The organism is Marinibacterium profundimaris, assembly GCF_002210095.1.
In the GTDB taxonomy this organism is placed as follows: domain Bacteria; phylum Pseudomonadota; class Alphaproteobacteria; order Rhodobacterales; family Rhodobacteraceae; genus Marinibacterium; species Marinibacterium profundimaris.
Genome location: NZ_AQQR01000025.1, coordinates 24547 through 46694, shown reverse-complemented (window position 1 = coordinate 46694; position 22148 = coordinate 24547). Strand labels below are relative to the sequence as shown.

22 protein-coding genes are annotated in these 22148 nt (G+C 67.4%); 10 read left to right on the top strand and 12 right to left on the bottom strand.

The genetic code is table 11. The annotated features are described in order from the left end of the window. Nucleotides 1-65: 65 nt before the first annotated feature. The 3 genes from ATO3_RS25495 to ATO3_RS25485 form a co-directional block, all read right to left on the bottom strand. On the bottom strand, nt 66-956 hold the full coding sequence (locus ATO3_RS25495) for a PhzF family phenazine biosynthesis protein (protein WP_088652694.1): 891 nt from the start codon (nt 954-956) through the stop codon (nt 66-68). A 185-nt stretch (nt 957-1141) separates the two neighbouring features. Beyond that, nucleotides 1142-1366, bottom strand: coding sequence for a DUF1150 family protein (locus ATO3_RS25490; RefSeq protein ID WP_088652693.1), 225 nt, complete (start codon nt 1364-1366; stop codon nt 1142-1144). 3 nt (nt 1367-1369) lie between these two features. After that, on the bottom strand, nt 1370-1786 hold the full coding sequence (locus ATO3_RS25485; RefSeq protein ID WP_088652692.1) for an Hsp20 family protein: 417 nt from the start codon (nt 1784-1786) through the stop codon (nt 1370-1372). A 162-nt stretch (nt 1787-1948) separates the two neighbouring features. Between ATO3_RS25485 and ATO3_RS25480 the strand changes: the two genes are divergently transcribed. The 3 genes from ATO3_RS25480 to ATO3_RS25470 all read left to right on the top strand — a co-directional run bounded on the left by ATO3_RS25480 (nt 1949) and on the right by ATO3_RS25470 (nt 4003). Beyond that, nucleotides 1949-2173 (top strand): YdcH family protein, encoded by a 225-nt coding sequence (locus tag ATO3_RS25480; protein ID WP_088652691.1) that lies wholly within the window; start codon nt 1949-1951, stop codon nt 2171-2173. Between the two features lie 263 nt (nt 2174-2436). Continuing rightward, nucleotides 2437-2925, top strand: coding sequence for a 5-(carboxyamino)imidazole ribonucleotide mutase (purE, locus tag ATO3_RS25475; protein WP_088652690.1), 489 nt, complete (start codon nt 2437-2439; stop codon nt 2923-2925). 4 nt (nt 2926-2929) lie between these two features. Continuing rightward, nucleotides 2930-4003 carry a 5-(carboxyamino)imidazole ribonucleotide synthase gene (locus ATO3_RS25470; protein WP_198963353.1) on the top strand — a complete coding sequence of 358 codons (1074 nt, stop codon included), beginning with the start codon at nt 2930-2932 and terminating at the stop codon, nt 4001-4003. Nucleotides 4004-4139: 136 nt separating this feature from the next. On the opposite strand, the gene ATO3_RS25465 is transcribed toward ATO3_RS25470, so the two are convergent. From ATO3_RS25465 to lgt, 4 genes are all read right to left on the bottom strand, one after another. Further along, nucleotides 4140-4904 carry a Hint domain-containing protein gene (locus tag ATO3_RS25465; RefSeq protein ID WP_088652688.1) on the bottom strand — a complete coding sequence of 255 codons (765 nt, stop codon included), beginning with the start codon at nt 4902-4904 and terminating at the stop codon, nt 4140-4142. A gap of 420 nt (nt 4905-5324) precedes the next feature. Continuing rightward, nucleotides 5325-6077 (bottom strand): peptidoglycan editing factor PgeF, encoded by a 753-nt coding sequence (gene pgeF, locus ATO3_RS25460; RefSeq protein WP_088652687.1) that lies wholly within the window; start codon nt 6075-6077, stop codon nt 5325-5327. Further along, the gene (locus ATO3_RS25455; RefSeq protein WP_088652686.1) at nt 6077-7135 is read right to left on the bottom strand and encodes a class I SAM-dependent methyltransferase; all 1059 of its coding nucleotides are present in this window, start codon (nt 7133-7135) and stop codon (nt 6077-6079) included. Before ATO3_RS25455 ends, pgeF begins: the two co-directional genes overlap by 1 nt. Beyond that, nucleotides 7132-8025, bottom strand: a complete 894-nt coding sequence (lgt, locus tag ATO3_RS25450; RefSeq protein WP_088652702.1) for a prolipoprotein diacylglyceryl transferase — start codon at nt 8023-8025, stop codon at nt 7132-7134. The genes ATO3_RS25455 and lgt overlap by 4 nt, the downstream gene beginning before the upstream one ends. Nucleotides 8026-8121: 96 nt before the next feature. Here lgt and ATO3_RS25445 point away from each other — a divergent pair, with 96 nt between their 5' ends. The 4 genes from ATO3_RS25445 (at nt 8122) to ATO3_RS25430 (ending at nt 10441) form a co-directional block, all read left to right on the top strand. Continuing rightward, entirely contained in the window at nt 8122-8370 is a 249-nt protein-coding gene (locus tag ATO3_RS25445; RefSeq protein WP_088652685.1) for an accessory factor UbiK family protein, read from the top strand. 324 nt (nt 8371-8694) lie between these two features. Further along, nucleotides 8695-9195: a type III secretion system chaperone family protein gene (locus ATO3_RS25440; protein ID WP_088652684.1), complete on the top strand. Its 501-nt coding sequence runs from the start codon at nt 8695-8697 to the stop codon at nt 9193-9195. A 102-nt stretch (nt 9196-9297) separates the two neighbouring features. Beyond that, on the top strand, nt 9298-10110 hold the full coding sequence (proC, locus tag ATO3_RS25435; RefSeq protein WP_088652683.1) for a pyrroline-5-carboxylate reductase: 813 nt from the start codon (nt 9298-9300) through the stop codon (nt 10108-10110). Continuing rightward, on the top strand, nt 10103-10441 hold the full coding sequence (locus ATO3_RS25430; RefSeq protein ID WP_088652682.1) for a tRNA-binding protein: 339 nt from the start codon (nt 10103-10105) through the stop codon (nt 10439-10441). Before proC ends, ATO3_RS25430 begins: the two co-directional genes overlap by 8 nt. A gap of 298 nt (nt 10442-10739) precedes the next feature. On the opposite strand, the gene ATO3_RS25425 is transcribed toward ATO3_RS25430, so the two are convergent. The 3 genes from ATO3_RS25425 to ATO3_RS25415 form a co-directional block, all read right to left on the bottom strand. Further along, nucleotides 10740-11339: a thymidine kinase gene (locus ATO3_RS25425; protein ID WP_088652681.1), complete on the bottom strand. Its 600-nt coding sequence runs from the start codon at nt 11337-11339 to the stop codon at nt 10740-10742. 271 nt (nt 11340-11610) lie between these two features. After that, the gene (gene carB, locus ATO3_RS25420) at nt 11611-14949 is read right to left on the bottom strand and encodes a carbamoyl-phosphate synthase large subunit (protein WP_088652680.1); all 3339 of its coding nucleotides are present in this window, start codon (nt 14947-14949) and stop codon (nt 11611-11613) included. 203 nt (nt 14950-15152) lie between these two features. After that, a complete protein-coding gene (locus ATO3_RS25415; protein ID WP_088652679.1) occupies nt 15153-16379 on the bottom strand; it encodes an SAM-dependent methyltransferase in 1227 nt (408 codons plus the stop codon). Nucleotides 16380-16545: 166 nt separating this feature from the next. Between ATO3_RS25415 and aspS the strand changes: the two genes are divergently transcribed. From aspS to ATO3_RS25400, 3 genes are all read left to right on the top strand, one after another. Next, complete coding sequence (aspS, locus tag ATO3_RS25410; protein ID WP_088652678.1) at nt 16546-18330, top strand: aspartate--tRNA ligase; 1785 nt, start codon at nt 16546-16548, stop codon at nt 18328-18330. A gap of 142 nt (nt 18331-18472) precedes the next feature. Continuing rightward, nucleotides 18473-19894: a DUF1800 domain-containing protein gene (locus tag ATO3_RS25405; RefSeq protein ID WP_233152316.1), complete on the top strand. Its 1422-nt coding sequence runs from the start codon at nt 18473-18475 to the stop codon at nt 19892-19894. A 10-nt stretch (nt 19895-19904) separates the two neighbouring features. After that, nucleotides 19905-21113, top strand: coding sequence for a DUF1501 domain-containing protein (locus ATO3_RS25400; RefSeq protein ID WP_088652677.1), 1209 nt, complete (start codon nt 19905-19907; stop codon nt 21111-21113). A gap of 46 nt (nt 21114-21159) precedes the next feature. Here the strand turns inward: ATO3_RS25400 and ATO3_RS28920 are convergent, their stop codons facing one another. Together ATO3_RS28920 and ATO3_RS25395 are read right to left on the bottom strand one after the other, a co-directional pair. Further along, nucleotides 21160-21312 (bottom strand): hypothetical protein, encoded by a 153-nt coding sequence (locus ATO3_RS28920; RefSeq protein WP_158218076.1) that lies wholly within the window; start codon nt 21310-21312, stop codon nt 21160-21162. 2 nt (nt 21313-21314) lie between these two features. Then, the gene (locus tag ATO3_RS25395; RefSeq protein WP_088652676.1) at nt 21315-22034 is read right to left on the bottom strand and encodes a response regulator; all 720 of its coding nucleotides are present in this window, start codon (nt 22032-22034) and stop codon (nt 21315-21317) included. Between the last annotated feature and the right edge of the window lie 114 nt (nt 22035-22148).

Below are 22148 nucleotides of genomic sequence, written 5' to 3'. Positions count from 1 at the left end.
TGCGTTGCAGAAAGACTTTCCCGGAAAGTCTTTCCAAAATTTTCAGGGGAAAATTTTCGCCCGGCTCAGATCTCGGCCGAGTCCGGCAGGATCACGTCGCCCTGCATCAGGACATAGCCGCGCCCTGCCACCTTCACGCCCGAGATGGAGTCCGGCGTGCCGATCCGCGTTACCCGGGCCTGTCCGGGCCGGCCCATCCAGTGACCCTGTTCGGCGGTATAGCCCGCGTGCTCCATCAGACCGTGGTGCCAGAGATAGGCGGCCGTGGCGCCGGTAGCCGACCCGGTAAAGGGATCCTCGGCCGGCAGCGGCGGCAGCATCAGCAGCCGCGAGAAGGTGTCGCCGGTGCCGGTCGCGCCCTCCAGCGTCACGAGGAAGGGTTCCAGCACCGCGTCCATCGCGACCCCGCAGGCCGCCTTGAAAGTCGGCATCGCCTCGGGGTCCAGCCTGGCCGCCCTGAGCGCCGCGTGATCGCGCAGAACCGTCACGCAGAAGGGCAGGCCGGTCGAAACCACCTGCGGCTCGCCCAGAATCGCATCCACCGGCAGGCCAATGGCGCCGGCCACCACGGCGCGGCCCGGCATCACGCCGAATTCCGGCGCGCGCTGCGTCATCTCGATCAGGTCGCCCTCGATGGTGATCGCCACAACGCCGGCGCCGGTTTCCAGCGTCAGGTGATCCCCGGTCGCGATGCCGCGCGCCCGCAGCGCGGCGACGGTGGCGATGGTGGGATGCCCGGCAAAGGGGATCTCTCCGCTGGCCAGGAAATAGCGCACCCGCACGTCTGCCACGTCCGACGGGCCGGTGAAGGTGCATTCCACCAACGAGGTTTCCTTGACGAAATCCGTGCAGGTCGCGTCGTCCAGCGCGGCACCGTCATGGACCACGGCACAGCCGTTTCCCCCGAAGGCGCGGTCGGTGAAGGCATCGACCCAGTCAAAGGCGTAGCGTCTCATGGGGTCTCCTCGCACGGCAATTTCACCGGACTTGATTTCACCGGACGTCCTGCAGCGATCACGTCACGGCCGCCTCACCGCGTGCGGTTGGACGGGACGCTCCCGCCTGGCCGCACCGGCAAGGCGGGGTCGTGTTGGTCAGTCCCGGGGCGGGCGCGCCCGCGCGAGTGCCCCGGGCCGCGGTCTCAGTGCAGCGAGACCGGCGCGTAATCGTTCTCGCGCGCGAGCACGAAGGCCATGCGCCGGTCGGCCACAAGCGCCAGCTGCTGGCCCTCGGCGTCATGCACGGCATAGATCTGGTCCAGCCCTTCCGCCTCGGCCTGGACCTCCTCGGGCAGATCGGACACGTCGACCGCCTTCACGTACACGATCGGATGATCGCCCGTCGGAAATTCGAACTTCTCGTTCATGCCTTACCCTTTCCTGATCCGGATCGTCTGCACCACCGGTTCGGGCACCGCCCGATCCAGGTCCACGTGCAGCAGACCGTTCTCCATCCGCGCCTCACCGACCTCGACCCCATCGGCCAGGACAAAGACCCGCTGAAACTGGCGCGCCGCGATCCCGCGATGCAGGAACACGCGCCCGTCTCCCTCGTCGTCGACCTGCCGTCCCCGGATCACCAGTTGCCGGTCCTCCACGGTTATCGACAGATCCTCTTCGCGGAACCCCGCCACGGCAAGGGTGATCCGATAGGAATGATCCGAGGTCTGTTCGATATTGAAGGGCGGATAGCCTCCGTTCTCGGACTTTGCCGTCCGTTCCAGAAGCCGTTCCAGCTGCTCGAACCCCAGAAGATGGGGGTAGGAGCCCAGAGTGAGTTTCGTCATCGACACGTCCTTTGGTCTAAAGCGACGGTTGGTGTTCGGCCCCGTTATGGCGACCGTTGCCTCAGAATATGGGGTCACGCGCCAGACGCAACAAGTGCTGGCGAAACGGCCCCGCGCTGCCTATAGTTCGATAACCCCAAATATCTGGAAAACCTGGCCGGGATGAACGTGCAGTCAGATCTTGCGATGAAGACGGACGAGGTGCTGCGGATCGAGCTGGAGGTCTTTCGCCGCCAGCACCGCGACCTGGACGAGGCGATCTCGGCGCTCGAGGAAAAGGGCACCGGGGACCAGCTGACCATACGGCGCCTGAAAAAGCAGAAACTTCTTCTGAAGGACAAGATTTCAGCGATCGAGGATCGTCTGACCCCCGATATCATCGCCTGACGCCCGACATCGGGCGGTGTGCCTGTGCCGATTCGGTGCGGCGCGGTCGCCGGTATCGGTCCATGGTGACCGGGCAGAGCCGTCACCCCGCATCCGCCAGCTCGGCTCCGATCTCAGAGCTCGCAATCGGGCCGAAGTTCCAGCATCGTTCCGCTCCGTTTCCGGGGCTGTGCCCGGGGCGCCGCACCGGCCCCGATCCCGCATTGCCCACCATGTCGATCCCGGTATAGTACGCGCTCTTTCGCCAGCGGGGATCAAGTGACATGAGCGATATCGAGGTGGGGATCATCATGGGCAGCCAGTCCGACTGGCCCACGATGAAAGAGGCCGCCGACATGCTCGACACGCTCGGCGTGCCTTACGAAAAACGCATCGTCTCGGCCCACCGCACACCGGACCGGCTGTGGGATTACGGCAAGACCGCCGCGTCGCGGGGCCTGAAGGTCATCATCGCGGGCGCGGGCGGGGCCGCCCATCTGCCGGGCATGATGGCCTCGAAGACGCGGGTGCCGGTGATCGGCGTGCCGGTGCAGACCCGCGCGCTGTCGGGTGTCGATTCGCTTTATTCCATCGTGCAGATGCCGCGCGGCTTTCCCGTGGCCACCATGGCGATCGGCGCTGCCGGGGCGGCCAATGCCGGGCTGATGGCCGCCGCGATCCTTGCCACCTCCGATCCGGCGCTGGCCAAACGGCTCGACACCTGGCGGGCCGAGCTCTCGGCCTCCATCCCCGACGAACCGCAGGATGACTGACTCCATGACTGACGCTCTCGTTCCCGGTTCCGTGATCGGCATCCTCGGCGGCGGTCAGCTGGGCCGCATGCTCGCCATCGCGGCGGCGCGGCTGGGCCTGCGCTGCCACGTGTTCGAGCCGTCGCAGGACCCGCCCGCCGGCCAGGTCTGCGAAACCGTGACCACCGCCAGCTATGACGATACCGACGCGCTGCGCGCCTTCGCCGACGCGGTCGACGTGATCACCTATGAATTCGAAAACATCCCGACCGAGGCGCTGGACCTGCTGGAAACCCTGCGTCCGATCCGCCCGGGCCGCGAGGCGCTGCGCGTCAGCCAGGACCGCCTGACCGAAAAGACCTGGCTCACCGATCTCGGGCTTCTGACCGCGCCCTTCGCCGACATCCCCGATCTGCCCGCCCTCGAGGCGGCGCTGGAGACGATCGGCACGCCGGCGATCCTGAAGACCCGCCGTTTCGGCTATGACGGCAAGGGCCAGGTGAAGATCGAGACGCCCGACCAGGCCGCCGATGCTCTCGCCGCGCTCAACGGCGCCCCCGCCATCCTCGAAGGCTTCGTGCCCTTCCGCTCCGAGGTCTCGGTGATCGCTGCGCGCGGGCTTGACGGGCGCGTCGCCGCCTTCGACCCGGGCCAGAACGTCCACCGCGAGGGCATACTGCGCTGCACTACGGTCCCGGCCGAACTCTCCACCGCCCAGCGGACCGACGCCGTCCTTCTGGCAGGCCGCATCCTGAACGCGCTGGACTATGTCGGCGTCATGGGGGTGGAACTCTTCGTGACCCGCTCCGGCCTCGTGGTGAACGAGATCGCCCCGCGCGTGCACAATTCCGGCCACTGGACCCAGGCGGGCTGTGCGGTGGACCAGTTCGAACAGCACATGCGCGCGGTTGCGGGCCTGCCGCTGGGCGACGGTCAGCGCCATGCCGACGTGGTGATGGAGAACCTGATCGGCCACGACATGGACCGCCTTCCGAACCTGCTCTCGACTGCCGACACCCAGATCCACCTTTATGGCAAGGCCGAAACCCGCCCGGGCCGCAAGATGGGCCACGTCAACCGCATCCAGCGCCCCGCCTGACGCGGGGGCCGTTCCCCGGTCTTCTTCTTGGCCCAAATACCTCCGGGGGAGTCCGCGCAGCGGACGGGGGCAGAGCCCCCGGCCTGGTCTGCCGTCCCCGGGCCACGGCATGGGCGGCCCGGGCCATGGCGCGGGGTTACAGGGCCTGCGAGAACCCGCAGGGCGCGCGCTTGTAGGCGGGGCGGCCGAAGTCCTCTAGTCCGCTCAGCCCCGGGAACATGCCCATGAAGATCGGGCGCAGGCTTTGTCCAACGCGCCGGGCCGCGTCGGCGCCGGGATGGTAGGTTTCGAAATCCAGCCCCGAGACCCGGATCACCGCGTGCCGCGAGAGGCAGAGGTGGAACAGCTCCACCGGCGCGGGCGGCGCGGTCTCGATGATGCTCACCCCGTCGACATAGGTCCGCACCGGCGTCAGCACGCTGTCGGGCCCGCCCTGCATCAGCCGCGCGGCCGGGCCGGTCAGCAGGCACGAGGCGGGACGCGCCAGGCCAAAGCTGTCGGCCATGATGCGGGTGAGGTGCAGGTTGCGCTCCAGGTGGCTGGAATGGCCCGGAACGTAGATCGTGCTGCCGATCCAGCGAACCTGCATCGGTCCGCCGTCGCGGGTCATCACGCGGTCGCCTGGCAGCAGGTCTTCGATCGCCATCGGGCCGGCGTCGGTGTCCAGGGTCGAACCGCGCGCAAAGGCCGAAAAGGCCTCTTCGAACAGCGGAAGGGCCGGGGCGATCTGGAAATTCTCAGTGATGTCGCCGTTCGGCGTCAGGCTGCGGATGCGATAGCGGCGCATCCGCGGACGGTTTCCGGGCACCGCCGGGGGCGTGGCCCGGGGCGTGGTGGCAGGTGTGGCAATAGCAGGTTCGGAACGCGACACGAAGGACGCGGCGGAGCGATTCATGGTCATGTAGTAGACGGCCCTGGCAAGCTAGGGTCGCATCTGCGCCGGCCCCCACCGACAACGACAGAAGGACACTGAATGGATGTGACAACTTCTGCCGCAAACATTCGATTTTTCCCGACCTTTGTCAAAAATAAGACCTATCCGCCTCTGGACCGGCGGCAATTCCTTTTCTTGTTAAGGGATTGTTTACGGATCGGGGTGGAATCCCGCCACATTTCGTCGATAAGCGCTCGAATCAGGCCTGAAAATATGCGCCATATTTGCGACACAATTGTGATGCTGCGGACGCGCTTGCTGGGGGTTGGGACACAGAGATCACCTGTCCAGCCATGCCGCAGTGCTATTCGCGCACCGTCGGACGGCCGGTCCCCGGTGGCCCGGTCGCTCGGCAAGATCCCGATCTGGTGCAGGAGATTGCCCGGCTTACAGGCGGATGGCGGACAGCAGGCGGCCGTAATCGGCCTCGCGCGCATGGGTGGCGCGGCGGTAGGAATAGAAGCGGTCGGCATCGGAATAAGTGCAGTGGCGCGTCCATTCCGCGTGGCCGACGCCCGCGCTGCGCAGCCGGTGCAGACCATAGCCCGGCAGATCGAACTGCAGCCGGTCCCCTTCGCCATTGGCGAAGAAGCGCGCGTTTTCCGGCGCCTCCGCCATGAAGGTGTCCAGGAATTCCGGGCCGACCTCGTAATTGCGCTGGCTGATCGTCGGGCCGATCACGGCGACGATGTCCCCGCGCGTGGCGCCGGCCTGTTCCATGGTCTCGATCGTGGCCTCCAGCACGCCGTCCAGCGCCCCGCGCCATCCCGCATGGGCCGCGCCCACGACACCGGCCTTGCGGTCGGCAAAGAGCACCGGCTGGCAATCCGCCGTCAGGACCGTCAGCGCCAGCCCCGGCACCGCGGTGACCAGCGCGTCGGCCTCCGGGAAATCGCTCATCGGTGCGTCGACCAGAAGGGCCCGGGCGGAATGCACCTGTTTGACGCCCACCAGCGCCTCGTGCGGGACATCCAGCGCCTCGGCCACGCGGGCGCGGTTGATCGCCACCGCCTCGGTCTGGTCCGACGAGGCCCGGCCGCAGTTCAGCCCTTCGAAGATACCCGAGGATGCGCCACCCCTGCGGGTAAAGAACCCGTGCGCGACGGGGGCAAGTTCGGTGGAGGTGAGTACTTCGAGCATTAAGGATAGAGCCCGGCGGGAGGATTGGCCCGTGCCGGATGAAGCCCCAGCACCTGGAACAGGTTTCCCATTTCATCCGGGTGCGTCAACCGCCGATGTGCCGCAACATGCGCGTCAAGGGTCGTCTCATCCATCCCGCGCGCCAGCGCCTGGGCCCGCGCGGTGATGCCCAGACGCTCGAGAAAGACCCCCTGCGTGGTCATCGCCGTGGCCCGCGACGGCGTGGCCCGCGCGATTGCCTCGAAATCGACATGGGCGGTCAGGTCGGCACTGCCGGGGGTCTCCAGCGGGTCGGTCTTCTGATGCGCGCGCAGCGCCTGCAGCGTGTCGCCCAGAGAACGCCAGCCGCCGTAATCCACGATCAGCGCGGCACCGCCGTGGGTTTCGATGCGCCGGCCGATCTCTGCTGCAATTCCGGGCAGCGCCGGGCAGATTTCCACCAGATCGCCCTCTGCCGTGTCCTCCAGCCGGTGCGCCAGCGCCGGTTGCGGCCCGGCGGGGCCAAGCCCGAAGGCCAGCGCCTCGCCCTCCAGCCCGACGCGACGCTCGCGCCAGCCGCTGCCGTCGCGGACAAACTGGCGGATCGGCAGGGCGTCGAAGAATTCGTTGGCCAGAAGATACAGTGGTCCCTCGGGCAGGTCCGCCACCTGGTCGCGCCAGGCCGAATCCTCGCCGGCGAGGCGCTCGGCCTGGGCCTTGCGCAGGGTGGGGGAGGCCTCGACCAGAACGACCTGCGCGGCGTCGCGGAAGCCCGGCACCGCGCGGGTCGCGCGCAGTACGTCTGCCATCAAAGTGCCCCGGCCGGGCCCAAGCTCGGCCAGCACGAAACGGTCGGGCTGCCCCTGGTCCAGCCAGCATTGCGCGAGGCACAGGCCCAGCATTTCCCCGAACATCTGCGAAATCTCGGGCGCGGTGGTGAAATCCCCCGCCGCCCCCAGCGGATCGCGGGTGGTGTAATAGCCCATGGTGGGATGCAGCAGGCAGTCGCCCATGTAATCGGCGATGCTCAGCGGCCCCTCGGTGCGGATCCGGGCCACGAGGTGATCGGTCAGGCTCATGCCGTCCGCGCCCGCCGGCGGGCGCGCAGCGCAAGGAACAGCCCCACCGCGATCATCGGCAGCGACAGCGCCTGGCCCTGGGTCAGGCCGTAGCCGCCCACCTGCCACGCCAGCCCCAGCGGATTGCCGTCCGAGACGAACTGCGGATCCGGCTGGCGGAAGAATTCGACGAAGAACCGCGCCGCGCCGTAGCCGGTGAAAAAGACACCGCAGACCAGCCCCGGCGCCTTCAGCGCATCGCGGCGCCAGACCAGCACGATCAGCAGCAGGCCCAGCAGCAGCCCTTCCAGCCCCGCCTCGTACAGCTGCGAGGGGTGGCGCGCGCAGAGGCCCTTGACCCCCGGACATTCCTGCGCGCGCGGGCCGGGAAACACCACCGCCCAGGGCAGGTCCGAGGCGCGGCCCCAAAGCTCTGCGTTCACGAAGTTCGACAACCGGCCCAGCAGAAGCCCCGGCGGAACGGTATAGGCGATCAGGTCGGCGGCGCTGAGCTGCGGGATGCCCTGGCGGCGGGTGTAAAGCCAGGCGGCGACGATCACCCCGATCAGCCCGCCGTGAAAGGCCATGCCGCCCTGCCAGACCTTCAGGATCTCGGCCGGATGGCTGAGGTAATACTCCGGCTGGTAAAACAGCACGAAGCCCAGCCGGCCGCCGAGGATCACGCCGAGGATGATCCAGGTCAGCATGTCCTCGATCTGGCGGTCATTCATCGGCGGGCTCTCGCCCGGCCAGAGCCGGGGCGCGCGCACTGCCGCCACGGCCATGCGCCAGGCGATCAGGATGCCCGCGATATAGGCCAGCGCATACCAGCGCAGGGCGAAGGTAAAGCTGCCGATCTCGATCGAGAACAGCGTGGGCGACAGATCGGGGAATTGCAGGACAGCTGGGATCATGGCGCTCCTTTGCCCGTGGCCCGTGGGCGCGTCAACCTTGCCCCTCGGGGCCCGCGCCTCCATATAGGACCTAAGCCCTTACGGAGATGACAGATGCAGACCCGCAACAAGCTCATGGACGACATATCGCAGCTGGTGACCAACGCCATGGGCGTTGCGCATGGCGCGCGGGAAGAGGCCGAGACGGCCGTGAAATCCATGATGGACCGCTGGCTCGCCGATCGCGATTTCGTGACGCGCGAGGAATTCGATGCCGTGCGCGCCATGGCCCAGAAGGCGCGCGAGGAAAACGCCGCGCTCGAGGCGCGCATCGCCGCGCTCGAGGCCAAGCACGACAATTGATGCCCGCGTTCCGGCCCGGCGCCTCTGCGGGCCGGGCCGGAACGGACACGCCCCTGGCCGACGCCAACGGGGCGCCGCAGACGCGGCCAGCCTGTGAAACGGGCGCCGCGCAGCCCCTTTTTGCAAAGCTTTCACGACATTTCGGGGTCCCCACAGGGTGATCCACAAGAAATTGGGCTTATCCCCAAATAAAAGGTTGCCAGCGGCCTTTGACGCCCGCACCATATTTAGTGCGGGCACGGGGGCGAGCCCCGGCTTGTAGAACAGGCACCTAGCGGTCGGGGCCCAAAAGCTTACGTACCCTAGTGACAACGAGGTGGCATCATGGCCCTTTCCGAGCACATCCTGGAAGACGAAATTCACCCCATCGACATCGTCGAACACCTGGCCGAACACAACGACTGGGACTTCGACCGGATCGGCGACGATCAGATCGCGATGGCCGTGGAAGGACAGTGGCGCACCTACTCGATCACCCTGGCCTGGTCGGGCTACGATGAAACCCTGCGGATGGTCTGCACCTTCGAGATGGAGCCACCCGAGGAACGCCACGCCGACCTTTACGAACTTCTGAACGCGATCAACGACCAGTGCTGGACCGGCTCCTTCACCTTCTGGGCCGCGCAGAAGCTGATGGTCTACCGCTACGGGCTGGTCCTGTCGGGCGGGCAGATGGCCACGCCGGAACAGATCGACACGCTGATCATGGCGGCGGTGCTGAATGCCGAACGGTATTATCCCGCGATGCAGCTGCTGGTCTGGGGCGACCGGACCCCGAAGGATGCGCTGCAGGTTGCCATTGCAGAGGCCTACGGCCGCGCCTAATGTCCCGGTCCCGAGGCCCGGGTGAGCCGGGCCTTGAACAGGGCCGGGCGGGCAAGGTCCCGCGCGGTCCGGTCATGACTATGGGACGACTGGGGGCATCCGATGAATTACGATGAACTGGCGGCCCGGGGGCTGGTGCTTCTGGGCTGTGGCAAGATGGGCTCGGCAATGCTCGAAGGCTGGCTGTCGGGCGCGGTTCCGGCGCAATCGGTCTGGGTCCGGGATCCGAACCCGTCCGACTGGCTTGCGGGCCAGGACATCCACCTGAACGAAGATCTGCCCGAGGATCCGGCCATCGTGCTCGTGGCCGTCAAGCCGCAGATCATGGCCGAGGCACTGCCCGAGCTGCAGGCCTTCGGCAATGGCCGGACGGTCTTTGTCTCGGTCGCCGCCGGCACCCCGATTTCGCATTTCGAAAAGACCCTGGGCGCTTCGACCCCGGTGATCCGCGCCATGCCCAACACGCCCGCGGCGATCCGGCGGGGCATCACGGCGCTGGTCGGCAACGCCAACGTGGCGGCCTCCGAACTCGACCTGGCCGAGGCGCTGCTGGCCTCCATCGGCCGCACCGTCCGGCTCGAGACCGAGGCCCAGATCGACGCGGTCACCGGTCTCAGCGGCTCCGGCCCGGCCTATGTCTTCCACATGATCGAGGCGATGGCCGCCGCCGGCGAGGCCGAGGGTCTGCCGCCGGAGATGGCGATGCAGCTGGCGATCTCGACCGTCGCCGGGGCAGGGGCCCTGGCCGACAGTTCGGACGACACCCCCGAGCAGCTTCGGATCAACGTGACCTCGCCCAACGGCACCACCCAGGCCGGGCTCGAGGTGCTGATGGCCGAGGACGGGCTGAAACCGCTGATCCGCCGCACGGTGGGCGCGGCGGTGGCGCGGTCGAAGGAGCTGGCCAATGGATGAGATCTCCTTCGACGATTTCCTGAAGGTCGACATCCGCGTCGGAACGATCACCCGGGCCGAGCCCTACCCGGAGGCGCGCAAGCCGGCGATCAAGCTCTGGATCGATTTCGGCGCGGAGATCGGGGAAAAGAAATCCTCGGCCCAGATCACTGTCCATTACGTGCCCGAAAAGCTGGTCGGCCAGCAGGTCATGGCGGTGGTGAACTTCCCGCCCCGCCAGATCGGCCGCTTCATGTCCGAGGTGCTGGTGCTGGGCTTTCCGGACGACGACGGCGCAATCGTCCTGGCCCGTCCCGACCTCGAGGTCCCCAGCGGCGGTCGCCTGCACTAGGGTGTCCCACGCGTGGGACACACCCCACGCCCAATGATTTCAATGCCTTGCAGAGGCGGATTAACCGAATCTCAAGATTCGCCCGCCTCTCGCACTCAGGTCCGATCCGGCGGGTCACCCCCCTGCTTCTTCTTGGTCCCAAATACTCCGGACCGCCCCCTCCACCGGCACTCCGGCCCGGAAAAGGGCGCCCAAGCCCCCGGCAGCCATCCGGCGCAGCGCGGGCCGCAAGAGCACCACGCCCTGTCTTCACCTTTGGAAAAATACCCGGCCCCGCCGCCCGCCAAGGCGCGCGCGTTCAGGCCCCCGGGTGCTCCGCCCGGTCGCCCACCGCCTCGCGCCAGTGGCGCCGGCACAGCGAGACGTAGCTTTCGTTCCCGCCGATCTGCACCTGCGCGCCCTCGGTGATGACCGTCCCGTCCCCGGCCTTGCGCACCACCATCGTCGCCTTGCGGCCGCAATGGCAGATCGTGCGCACCTCGCGCATCTCGTCGGCCAGCGCCAGCAGGGTGGCCGAGCCCGGGAACAGCTCGCCCCGGAAATCCACCCGCAGGCCATAGCACATCACCGGCAGGTTCAGGTCATCCACCACGCGCGCCAGCTGCCAGACCTGGTCGGGGGTCATGAACTGCGCCTCGTCCACGAAGACGCAGGCCAGCCGGCCCCCGGCCTGGGCGGCCGAGATCATCGCGTGAAGATCGTCTTCCGGCCGAAAGGTCTCGGCCTCGGCGGCGATGCCGATGCGCGAGGCGATCCGCCCTTCGCCGCCGCGGGCGTCGATATGGGCGGTCAGCAGAAAGGTCCGCATGCCCATTTCGCGGTAATTGTACGAGGCTTGCAGCAGCACCGCCGACTTGCCCGCGTTCATGGTGGAATAGTGAAAGAAGAGCTTGGCCATGGCCGGGGTCTAAGCGCATTCGCGCGCCCCGGGCAAGATGGCTCTCAGCGCATTTCAGATCAGCGGCACGAAGGGCACGTCGCAGGCGGCCAGAAGGGACAGTGCGGCAAGCAGGAGAAGGCGAAAGGGCATGGCAGGCTCCGTCAGGTGGGGGCAAGGGATCAGCCGAGCCTGCATCGGGCAGGGCCAGGAAAAGGTGAAGACAGAAGCGAGACGGCCTGTCAGGGCCGGCGAGCGGGACCGGCGCGGAGAGAGCCGCGCCGGCGGAAGGTCAGGCTTCGGCGCCCTGGAGGGATTTCACGCCAAGGTTGCCTTCGCTCTGGGCCCGGATCGCCAGGGCGGCGGCATGGGCGCCGGCGGCCGTGGTGAAATACGGGATCTTGTCATACAGCGCGATGGAGCGGATCGAGCGGCTGTCGTCCACCGCCTGCGCGCCTTCGGTTGTGTTGATCACCAGCTGCACGCCGCCGTCCTTCATCAGGTCGGTGATGTCCGGGCGCCCCTCGTAGACCTTGTTGACCGAAGAACAGGGCACGCCGTGCTCGCCCAGCCAGGTCGCGGTGCCGCGGGTGGCGACGATGGTAAAGCCCTGCCCGATCAGCACCTGCGCGGCCTCGATCATCTGCGGCCCCTTGTCCAGGTCGCGGATCGAGAGGAAGGCGCAGCCCTCGGCGGGCAGCTTCATGCCCGCGCCCATCTGCGCCTTCAGGAAGGCGCGGGGGAAATCGCGGTCCCATCCCATGACCTCGCCGGTCGAGCGCATCTCGGGCCCCAGGATCGTATCGACGCCGGGGAAGCGGGCAAAGGGCAGCACGGCCTCCTTGACGGAGAACCACGGCATGTCGGGATCGGCCAGCGTCATCGGATCGGCGATGGGCAGGACCGTGTCGTAATCGACCTCTGCATAGGGCGCGCGCAGCGGGAAGGTCGACAGCGGCTCGCCCGCCATGACGCGCGCCGCGATCGAGGCGATGGCCGAATCGGTGGCCTTGGCGACGAAGGGCACGGTGCGCGAGGCGCGGGGATTGACCTCGATCAGGTAGATTTCGCCATCCTTGACCGCGAATTGCACGTTCATCAGCCCGACCACGTTCAGCCCCTTGGCCAGGGCCTCGGTCTGGGCCTTCACCTCTTCGATGATCTCTTTCGGCAGCGAATAGGGCGGGAGCGAGCAGGCGCTGTCGCCGGAATGCACGCCGGCTTCCTCGATGTGCTGCATGATGCCCGAGACATGGACCTGCGTGCCGTCCGACAGCGCGTCGACGTCCAGTTCCACCGCGCCGGACAGATAGCTGTCGAGCAGCACGGGGCTGTCGCCCGAGACCACCACGGCCTCGGCGATGTAGCGTTCCAGGTGCGCCATGTCGCGCACGATCTCCATAGCGCGGCCGCCCAGCACGTAGGAGGGGCGGATGACCAGCGGGAAGCCCAGCTCTTCGGCCCGTTGCCGGGCCGCCTCGTCCGAGCTGGCGATGGCGTTCCTGGGCTGTTTCAGGCCAAGGTCCTGCACCAGTTTCTGGAACCGCTCGCGGTCCTCGGCCAGGTCGATCGCGTCGGGGGTGGTGCCCAGGATCGGGATGCCTTCGGCCTCAAGCGCATTGGCCAGCTTCAGCGGCGTCTGGCCGCCGAACTGCACGATGACGCCATGCAGGGTGCCGTTCTGCTGTTCGACGCGCAGGATCTCCATCACGTGTTCCAGCGTCAGCGGCTCGAAATACAACCGGTCCGAGGTGTCGTAATCGGTCGACACGGTCTCGGGGTTGCAGTTGATCATGATGGTTTCATAGCCCGCGTCGGTCAGCGCGAAACAGGCGTGGCAGCAGCAATAGTCGAATTCGATCCCCTGGCCGATCCGGTTGGGACCGCCGCCGAGGATGACGACCTTCTTCTTGTCCGAGGGGCGCGCCTCGCATTCGACCTCGCCCATCATGGGCATTTCGTAGGTGGAATACATGTAGGGCGTCTGGGCCTCGAATTCGGCCGCGCAGGTGTCGATGCGCTTGAAGACGGCCGTCACGCCCAGGTTCTGGCGCGCGCGGCGGACGTTGGCCTCGTCGCGGCCCGTCAGCTCGCCCAGGCGGGCATCGGTGAAGCCCATCATCTTGAGATGGCGCAGCCCCGCTTCGGTCACCGGCAGGCCGGAGGCGCGGACCTCGTCCTCGGTCTCGACGATTTCGCGGATGCGGGCCAGGAACCAGGGGTCGAATTTCGTCACCGCCTGGATTTCATCGTCCGACAGCCCGTGGCGCATGGCCTGGGCGATGGTGCGCATGCGGTCCGGCGTCTGGAGCGAGATCGCCTTGATCACGGCGGCCTTGTCCGGCGCGCCGGGGATGTCGACCTCGTTGAAGCCGGTGAGGCCCGATTCCATCGAGGCCAGCGCCTTTTGCAGCGATTCGTGGATCGTGCGGCCGATTGCCATGGCCTCGCCCACCGATTTCATCGCGGTGGTCAGGTAGGGTTCGGCGCCGGGGAATTTCTCGAATGCGAATTTCGGGATCTTGGTGACGACATAGTCGATGGTCGGCTCGAACGAGGCGGGCGTGACCTTGGTGATGTCGTTGTCGAGCTCGTCGAGCGTGTAGCCCACCGCCAGTTTCGCGGCGATCTTGGCGATGGGGAAGCCGGTGGCCTTTGAGGCCAGCGCGGAGGAGCGGGAGACGCGGGGGTTCATCTCGATCACGACCATGCGGCCGTCTTCGGGGTTGATCGCCCATTGCACGTTCGACCCGCCGGTTTCCACGCCGATCTCGCGCAGCACGGCGATCGAGCCGTTGCGCATGATCTGGTATTCTTTGTCGGTCAGCGTCAGCGCGGGCGCCACGGTGATCGAATCGCCGGTGTGGACGCCCATCGGGTCCACGTTTTCGATGGAACATACGATGATGGCGTTGTCGGCGGTGTCGCGCACCACCTCCATCTCATATTCCTTCCAGCCGAGCAGGCTTTCGTCGACCAGGATCTGGCCCACCGGAGAGGCATCCATGCCCGAGCGGCAGATGCGTTCGTAATCGTCGCGGTTGTAGGCCACGCCGCCGCCGGTGCCGCCCAGGGTGTAGGCGGGGCGGATGATCGCCGGAAGGCCCACGAATTCGATGGCGTCCACGGCCAGCTTCACGCCGGCCTCAAGGTCGAAATGGCCCTTGTCGGTCTTCGGCGCGGTAATGATCGTGGCGCGCGGGTTTTCCAGCCCGATCCGGTCCATCGCCTCGCGGAACAGCGCGCGGTCCTCGGCCATCTCGATGGCGTCGCGCTTGGCGCCGATCATCTCGACCCCGAACTTGTCCAGCACGCCCATCTCTTCGAGCGCAAGCGAGGTGTTCAGCCCGGTCTGCCCGCCCATCGTCGGCAGCAGCGCGTCGGGGCGCTCCTTCTCGATGATCTTGGCGACGACCTCGGGGGTGATCGGTTCGATATAGGTGGCGTCGGCCAGGCCCGGGTCGGTCATGATCGTCGCCGGGTTGGAGTTCACCAGGATCACCCGGTAGCCTTCCTCGCGCAGGGCCTTGCAGGCCTGGGCACCGGAATAGTCGAATTCGCAAGCCTGCCCGATGACGATGGGCCCTGCACCGATGATCATGATCGACTGGATGTCGGTACGCTTCGGCATGGAGGGCCCCTTTCTGACATGACTGCGATTCCCGAAGCGCTCGCGCCCGGTCAAATCGGCCTGCGTTATAGGCAAGGCGCGCACGGGCGCAAGGGCCGTGTGACGACATAATTGTCAATGCGGTCGCATTCCGCGGCCCGGCGCCGGTCCGGGAGAGGGCCGGAGCGCGGCATCGCCGCCCCGCCTGCCTTGTAAAGGCGGGGTTATTCGGCCGCGGCGACGGCCCGGGGCTGTGCCGGTGCCCGATAAAGGTAATCGCGGGTCAGGGGCAGCGCGTTCACCGATTTCGTCAGCTGCAGCTGGAAGACAGCGTGCGGCTGCTCTTCGAAGGCCATGATGCAGGCGATCAGGTAATAGTCCCACATGCGGATGAAACGCTCGTCGTACATCTCGCGCACGGTGTCGAGATTGGCGCGGAAGCGTGTCTGCCATTCGCGGATCGTCAGCGCGTAATGCAGCCGCAGCACCTCCAGGTCGGCGCTCCAGAGGCCGGCGTTCTCCACCGGCGCGGCCAGCTCGGACAGCGAGGGGATGTAGCCGCCGGGGAAGATGTAGCGGTCGAACCAGGGGCTGGGCGTCGTCGGCGGCGCGCAGCGGCCGATCGTGTGGACCAGCGCCACGCCGTCATGCTTCAGCACGGCCGAGATCTGGTCGAAATACTCCGCGTAATGCGGGACGCCCACGTGTTCCAGCATGCCGACGCTGACCACCCTGTCGAATTGCTCGGTGATCTCGCGGTAATCCTGCAGCCGGAAGCTCACGCGGTCCGACAGCCCCTCGGCCGCGGCCCGGGCACGGGCGGTGGCCAGCTGGTTCTCCGACAGGGTCACGCCGGTCACCTGCACCCCGTAATCGCGTGCAAGCGTCAGTGCCATGCCGCCCCAGCCGCAGCCGATATCCAGCACGCTCATGCCCGGCTCCAGCGCCAGCTTGGCGGCGATATGGGCCTTCTTGGCCGCCTGGGCCTGTTCCAGCGTCAGCCCGGGCCGGGCGAAATAGGCGCAGGAATACTGCATGTCGGCATCCAGGAAGAGCCGGTAGAGGTCGTCCGAAAGATCATAGTGATGCGCGACGTTGGACTTCGATTTGGTGGCCGTGTTGCGCTGCATCCAGTGGCGCACCGCGAACATACCCTTGTCCAGCCAGTTGACCCAGGCCGGCATCGCCTCGGGCCGGCGGTTGCGGATGACCAGGCGCAGGAAACTGTCCAGGTCGTCGGGCACGAAGGTGGCGTCCATGTAGGTTTCGCCAAGCCCCAGTTCGGGATTGAGGCAGATGGCGCGCAGGGCCTCGGTGCGGGTGAAGCGCGCGGCTGTCTCGATCCCGCCGCCGGGACCGTAGGTCCGGAGGGTCCCGTCGGGATAGGTTATTGCCAGTTTGCCGACCTGAATCAGCCGGCCAAGCATCGTGTCGAAAATCTTTTCCCACATGGTTCTCACCCAGATGGATCACTGATCCTCCCTCACTGTTAGGAAAGTTAAGCGAAATTAACGATTTTTCAAAACTCGAATGACCGATCCCAGCCCGTGCTTGACTTCCCCGCCTGCCCGATGTGTATCGGCGCGAACCTTTTCAGCACCTCGGGAGCCTTGTTTCATGCACGCCTATCGCAGCCACACCTGCGCCGAACTGACGAAAAACGAAGTCGGCCAGACCGTGCGCCTGTCCGGCTGGGTGCACCGCGTGCGCGATCATGGCGGGGTGCTTTTCATCGACCTGCGCGACCATTACGGCGTGACCCAGGTGCTGTGCGACCCTGACAGCCCGGTCTTTGCCGAGGTGGAGAAGGTCCGCTCGGAATGGTGCATCCGCATCGACGGGACGGTCAAGGCGCGCGACGAAAGCCTGATCAATCCCAAGCTGCCGACCGGCGAGATCGAGGTCTATATCCGCGACATCGAAGTGCTGGGCGCGGCCGAGGAACTGCCGCTGATCGTCTTCGGCGATCAGGAATACCCCGAGGAAACGCGCCTGCGCTACCGTTACCTCGACCTGCGCCGCGAGGCGATGCAGGAGAACATGAAGCTGCGTTCGGATGTTGTCGCCTCGATCCGCCGGCGCATGTGGGACCAGAAGTTCCGCGAATACCAGACGCCGGTGATCACCGCGTCGAGCCCCGAGGGCGCGCGCGACTTCCTGGTGCCGTCGCGTCTGCACCCGGGCAAGTTCTACGCGCTGCCGCAGGCGCCGCAGCAGTTCAAGCAGCTGATCATGGTGTCGGGCTACGACAAGTATTTCCAGATCGCGCCCTGCTTCCGCGACGAGGACCCGCGCGCCGACCGATCGCCCACCGATTTCTACCAGCTCGACATGGAGATGTCCTTTGTCGAGCAGCAGGACGTGTTCGACACGGTCTCGCCGGTGATCGCCGGGATCTTCGAGGAATTCGGCGGCGGGCGGAAGGTGGACGCGCCGGGCGACTGGCCGCAGATCCCCTATGCCGAGGCCGCGCTGAAATACGGCACCGACAAGCCCGACCTCAGGAACCCGATCGAGATGCAGGTCGTGTCCGAGCATTTCGCCGGGTCCGGTTTCGCGATCTTCGCCAAGCTGCTGGAGCAGGACGGCACCCAGATCCGCGCCATTCCCGCACCCACGGGCGGGTCGCGCAAGTTCTGCGACCGGATGAACGCCTTTGCCCAGAAAGAGGGCCTGCCGGGCATGGGCTATATCTTCTGGCGCGAAGGCTCGGACGGCGTGGAAGCGGCCGGCCCGCTGGCCAAGAACATCGGCCCCGAACGCACCGAGGCGATCCGCCAGCAGCTGGGCCTGGGCGTGGGCGACGCGGCCTTCTTCCTGGGCGGCAAACCGGCCTCGTTCGAACGGGTCGCGGGCAAGGCGCGCGACGTGATCGGCGAAGAGCTGGGGCTGACCGACAAGGACCGGTTCGCCTTTGCCTGGATCGTGGATTTCCCGATCTACGAGAAGGACGAGGAAACCGGCGAGATCGACTTCGAGCACAACCCGTTCTCGATGCCCCAGGGCGGCATGGCCGCGCTGGAAGGCGATCCGCTGGCGGTCAAGGGTTTTCAGTACGACCTGGCCTGCAACGGCTATGAGCTGGTGTCGGGCGCGATCCGGAACCACAAGCCGGACGTGATGCTGAAGGCCTTCGAGATCGCGGGCTATGGCGAGGACGAGGTGAAAAGCCGCTTTGGCGCGCTTTACAACGCGTTCCACTTCGGCGCGCCGCCGCACGGGGGCTGTGCCGCGGGGATCGACCGGATCGTGATGCTGCTGGCGGATGAACAGAACATCCGCGAGGTCATCATGTTCCCGATGAACCAGCGCGCCGAGGACCTGATGATGCAGGCGCCGTCGGATCCGTCGTCGGATCAGCTGATGGAACTGGGCCTGCGGATCATTCCTCAGGACAGCTGAGCGTTACAGGTGGGCCGGGTCGAGATTTTTCGTACGAAAAATCTGGGCCCGGCGATCCACGGTATCCCGGGCAGGCGGTCTCCCGCAGATGACGCATCGGTGATGGCGCATCCCGGATGACGGCGGCCCGGGCGGCCATTATATGTCTGGTCAGGCTCTCTTCGATCGAAGGATGCGCGCGCTGACCTATTCTCCTGACCTGGCCGACATTCGCTTTGGCTGCGGATTGTCCCCTGTCCTTGCGCCGCCCCGGGACGCGCAGGCGCTGCTGGACGGGGTGCTGGGGCCTGACACCATGGCCGGGCGCTTCCCGATCGAAAGCTTCGAGACGTTCAACACCCGCGTCCAGGGCCTGCGCGACGCTCGAGCCGCCCTGCGCAAGGCCGGCACGCAGGAGACGCGCAAGGCCCGGCGCGAAGTGATCCGCAAGATCAGCCGCGCGGCCAACAACGCCCGTGCCGACTGGGCCGCGCGGACCCTGCTGCGCTGGACCCATACCGAAACCGGCTTCCGCGAGCGGCTGGTGGCCTTCTGGGCCGACCATTTCACCACGGTGGGCAAGTCCGCGCTGCTGCGCTACGCCAATTCCGCCTTTGTCGAAAGCGCCATCCGGCCCCATGTGGGCGGCACCTTCCCCGAGATGCTGATCGCGGCCACCACCCATCCGGTGATGCTGGATTACCTCGATCAGACCGCGTCGGTCGGGCCCAACAGCCCGGCGGCCGCACGGCGGGAGCGGTTGTCGGGCATGAACGAGAACCTCGCGCGCGAGGTGATGGAGCTGCATACGCTGGGCGTCGACGGGCCCTATACCCAACAGGACGTGCGGGAGTTCGCCGAGCTGCTGACCGGCCTGACCTACCGCCCGGACCGGGGGCTGGCCTATCTGCAGGGCTGGGCCGAGCCGGGGGCCGAGACGGTGCTGGGCAAGACCTATGGCGCCGAGCCTCGGCTGGCGCATATCCACGAGGCGCTGACCGACCTGGCGCTGCACCCGTCGACGGCGGATCACATCGCGCGCAAGCTGGCGGTGCATTTCGTCAACGACGATCCCGATCCCGACCTCGTCGCCCATCTCTCCGCGCGGTATCGCGCCAGCGGCGGTGACCTGCCGCAGGTCTATGCCGCCCTTCTGGAACATCCCGCCGCCTGGGCGCCGCGGCTGTCGAAGGTGAAGCCGCCGCTGGATTTCATGGGCTCTGCGCTGCGGGCGCTGGGCGTGGCCGAAGCGGCGGTCTCGGGGCTGGATTTTCCCGCCTTCCGGCTGACCTTCTTCGTGCCGATGTCGCTGATGGGGCAGCCGTGGAAATCCCCCTCCGGGCCCGATGGCTGGCCCGAGGAAGAGGCCGCCTGGATCACGCCGCAAAGCCTGTCGGCCCGGCTGCGCTGGGCCATGGCGGTGCCGCAGACGCTGTGCGACGGGCTGCCCGATCCGCGCGATTTCGTCGGCCAGGCGCTGGGCGGCTTTGCCACCGAACCGGTGCGCTTTGCCGCCTCCGCCGCCGAAAGCCGGTCCGAGGCGATCGGCCTCGTGCTGTGTTCCCCGGCCTTTCAGCGCCGATAGGAGGTATCCGATGACCCGCAGCACCCTGTCCCGCCGCGCTTTCCTGGCCCGCTCTGCCCTGCTGGGCTGTTCGGCGGCGGCAAGCCCGCTGATGACCCCGGTGAGCCTGGCCGCCGCGCCCTGGGACACCCGCGTGGTCGTGATCATCCTGCGCGGCGGGATGGACGGGCTTGACGCGCTGCGCCCCTATGGCGATCCGGACTTCGCCGCGCTGCGCCCCGGGCTGGCGGCGGCCCGCGATCCGGCGCTGGACCTGGCGGGCGGCTTTGGCCTGCACCCGGCGCTTTCAGGGCTGATGCCTCTGTGGGCGCAGGGCGAGCTGGGCTTCGTGCAGGCGGTGTCGACCCCTTATCGCGACAAGCGCAGCCATTTCGACGGGCAGGACATGCTGGAAGCAGGGACCGAGACGCTGGGCTCCGGTCAGGAAGGCTGGCTCAACCGGATGCTGCAGCAGATGCCGGGGGTGGAGGCCGAGACCGCCTATGCCGTGGGTCGGGGCGAGATGAAGGTGCTGCTGGGCCCGGCCGATGTGGCCGACTGGACCCCCGACGCGGCGCTGCGGATGAGCCCACAGGCGCTGCAACTGGCCGAGCTGATGATGGAGGAAGACCCGGCCTTTCACGCGGCCCTGAGCGAGGCGGTGGCGCTGTCGGACGATGGCAGCGGGATCATGGCGGCAGAGCAGTCGATGACCCGCGACATGCGCGCCGCGCTGCGCGGGGCGCCGCATGTGAAGATCGCGGAATTCGTGGCCGAGCGTCTGCGGGGCGAGACCCGCGTCGCGGCCTTTTCGCTGATCGGCTGGGACACGCACCGGCAGCAGGAGCGGAGCCTGGGCGCCTCGCTGGAGCGGCTGACGCAGACGCTGCTGACCCTGCGCGAGGCCTCGGGGCCGCAGGTCTGGGGCAAGACGGCCGTGGTGGCGATGACGGAATTCGGGCGCACGGTGCGGATGAACGGCACCGGCGGCACCGATCACGGGACGGGCGGGGCCATGGTGCTGTCGGGCGGCGCGATCCGGGGCGGGCGCGTTCTGGGCGACTGGCCGGGGCTGGCAGAGGCCGACCTGTACGAGCGGAGGGACCTGATGCCGACCGGCGACGTGCGCGCCTCGGCCGCCTGGATCCTGCGGGCGGCGACCGGGCTGGACCGGCAGGTGATGGAGAGCCTGGTGTTTCCGGGGCTGGACATGGGGCGCGATCCGGGCCTCATGCTCTGAGCCCGCGGCCTGCCGTGCCGTGCCGTGCGGTGCCGATCCGGCCTGGTCAGCGGACGTGCCGGGCTTTCGCCTGCCGGCGGTCCTGCTCTGCCCGGCGACGAGCGGCGCGGATACGCCGCGCCGAGAGCCGTGTACCGCCATAGGCCAGCACCATCAGCGTGCCGAGAGCAATGGCGAGGGTGGCGTTCGCGACATCCATCCTCAGACCACCCGGCGGTCGTTGAGCCGCGTCTGCACCAGACCGGCGACCTGGGCCGCGAAGAAGGCCACGGGCCGCCCGTTGCGGCGGGCATCGGCCAGATCCTCGGCCGCGCGGGCCAGCGGTTCGTCCGCCGCCGAACGTGCCACGCCGCCGATGAACTGCGCCACGTAATCCAGCGCCTTCGCGTCCGCCATGTCCGAAAGCACGTCGGCGGCATGGGCCATGTCGTCCTGGTAGGCGATCGGGTCGGGCCGGATCAGTTCGTCCGTGGGCAGCGACAGGGTGGCCGGCCGGCGGTCGGCGGGCATCCGGCTGAGGATCGCCTCCTGGAAGATGGCGAGCGATTCGATGGGTTTCGGCAGGTAGCCGTCGGCGCCGGCATCCAGCGCGGCATGTTCGGCAAACCGGTCGCCCGAGGTGCCCAGGATCACCGGCACGCGCGGCGTCGCGCCGACCAGTTCGCGGATCAGATCCAGCCCCGAGCCGTCGGGCAGGCCGAGATCGACAATGATCACCGAGGGCCGGTAGACCCGCAGGTGGCGGCGCGCCGATTTCAGGCAATCGGCCCGGCGCACGCGGGCGCCACTGCGCAGGCACAGAAGGCGCAGCGCCTCGCAGGCGAAACGGCTGTCTTCAACCACCAGGACGGTGACGCCCAGAAGCGGGCGCGACGGCGTCGGTGACGGGTGTGGCGGGCTGTTGAGAAGGGATTCGGGCATGGGTTGTCCTCCGGTCTGCGATTGCCCGAAAGGCTACGGCGATGTTTGCTAAGACCGGGTTAATCCGTCCTCTTGCCCCTGCCTGTGCCTGTGCCATAACCGATGGGACAGAAT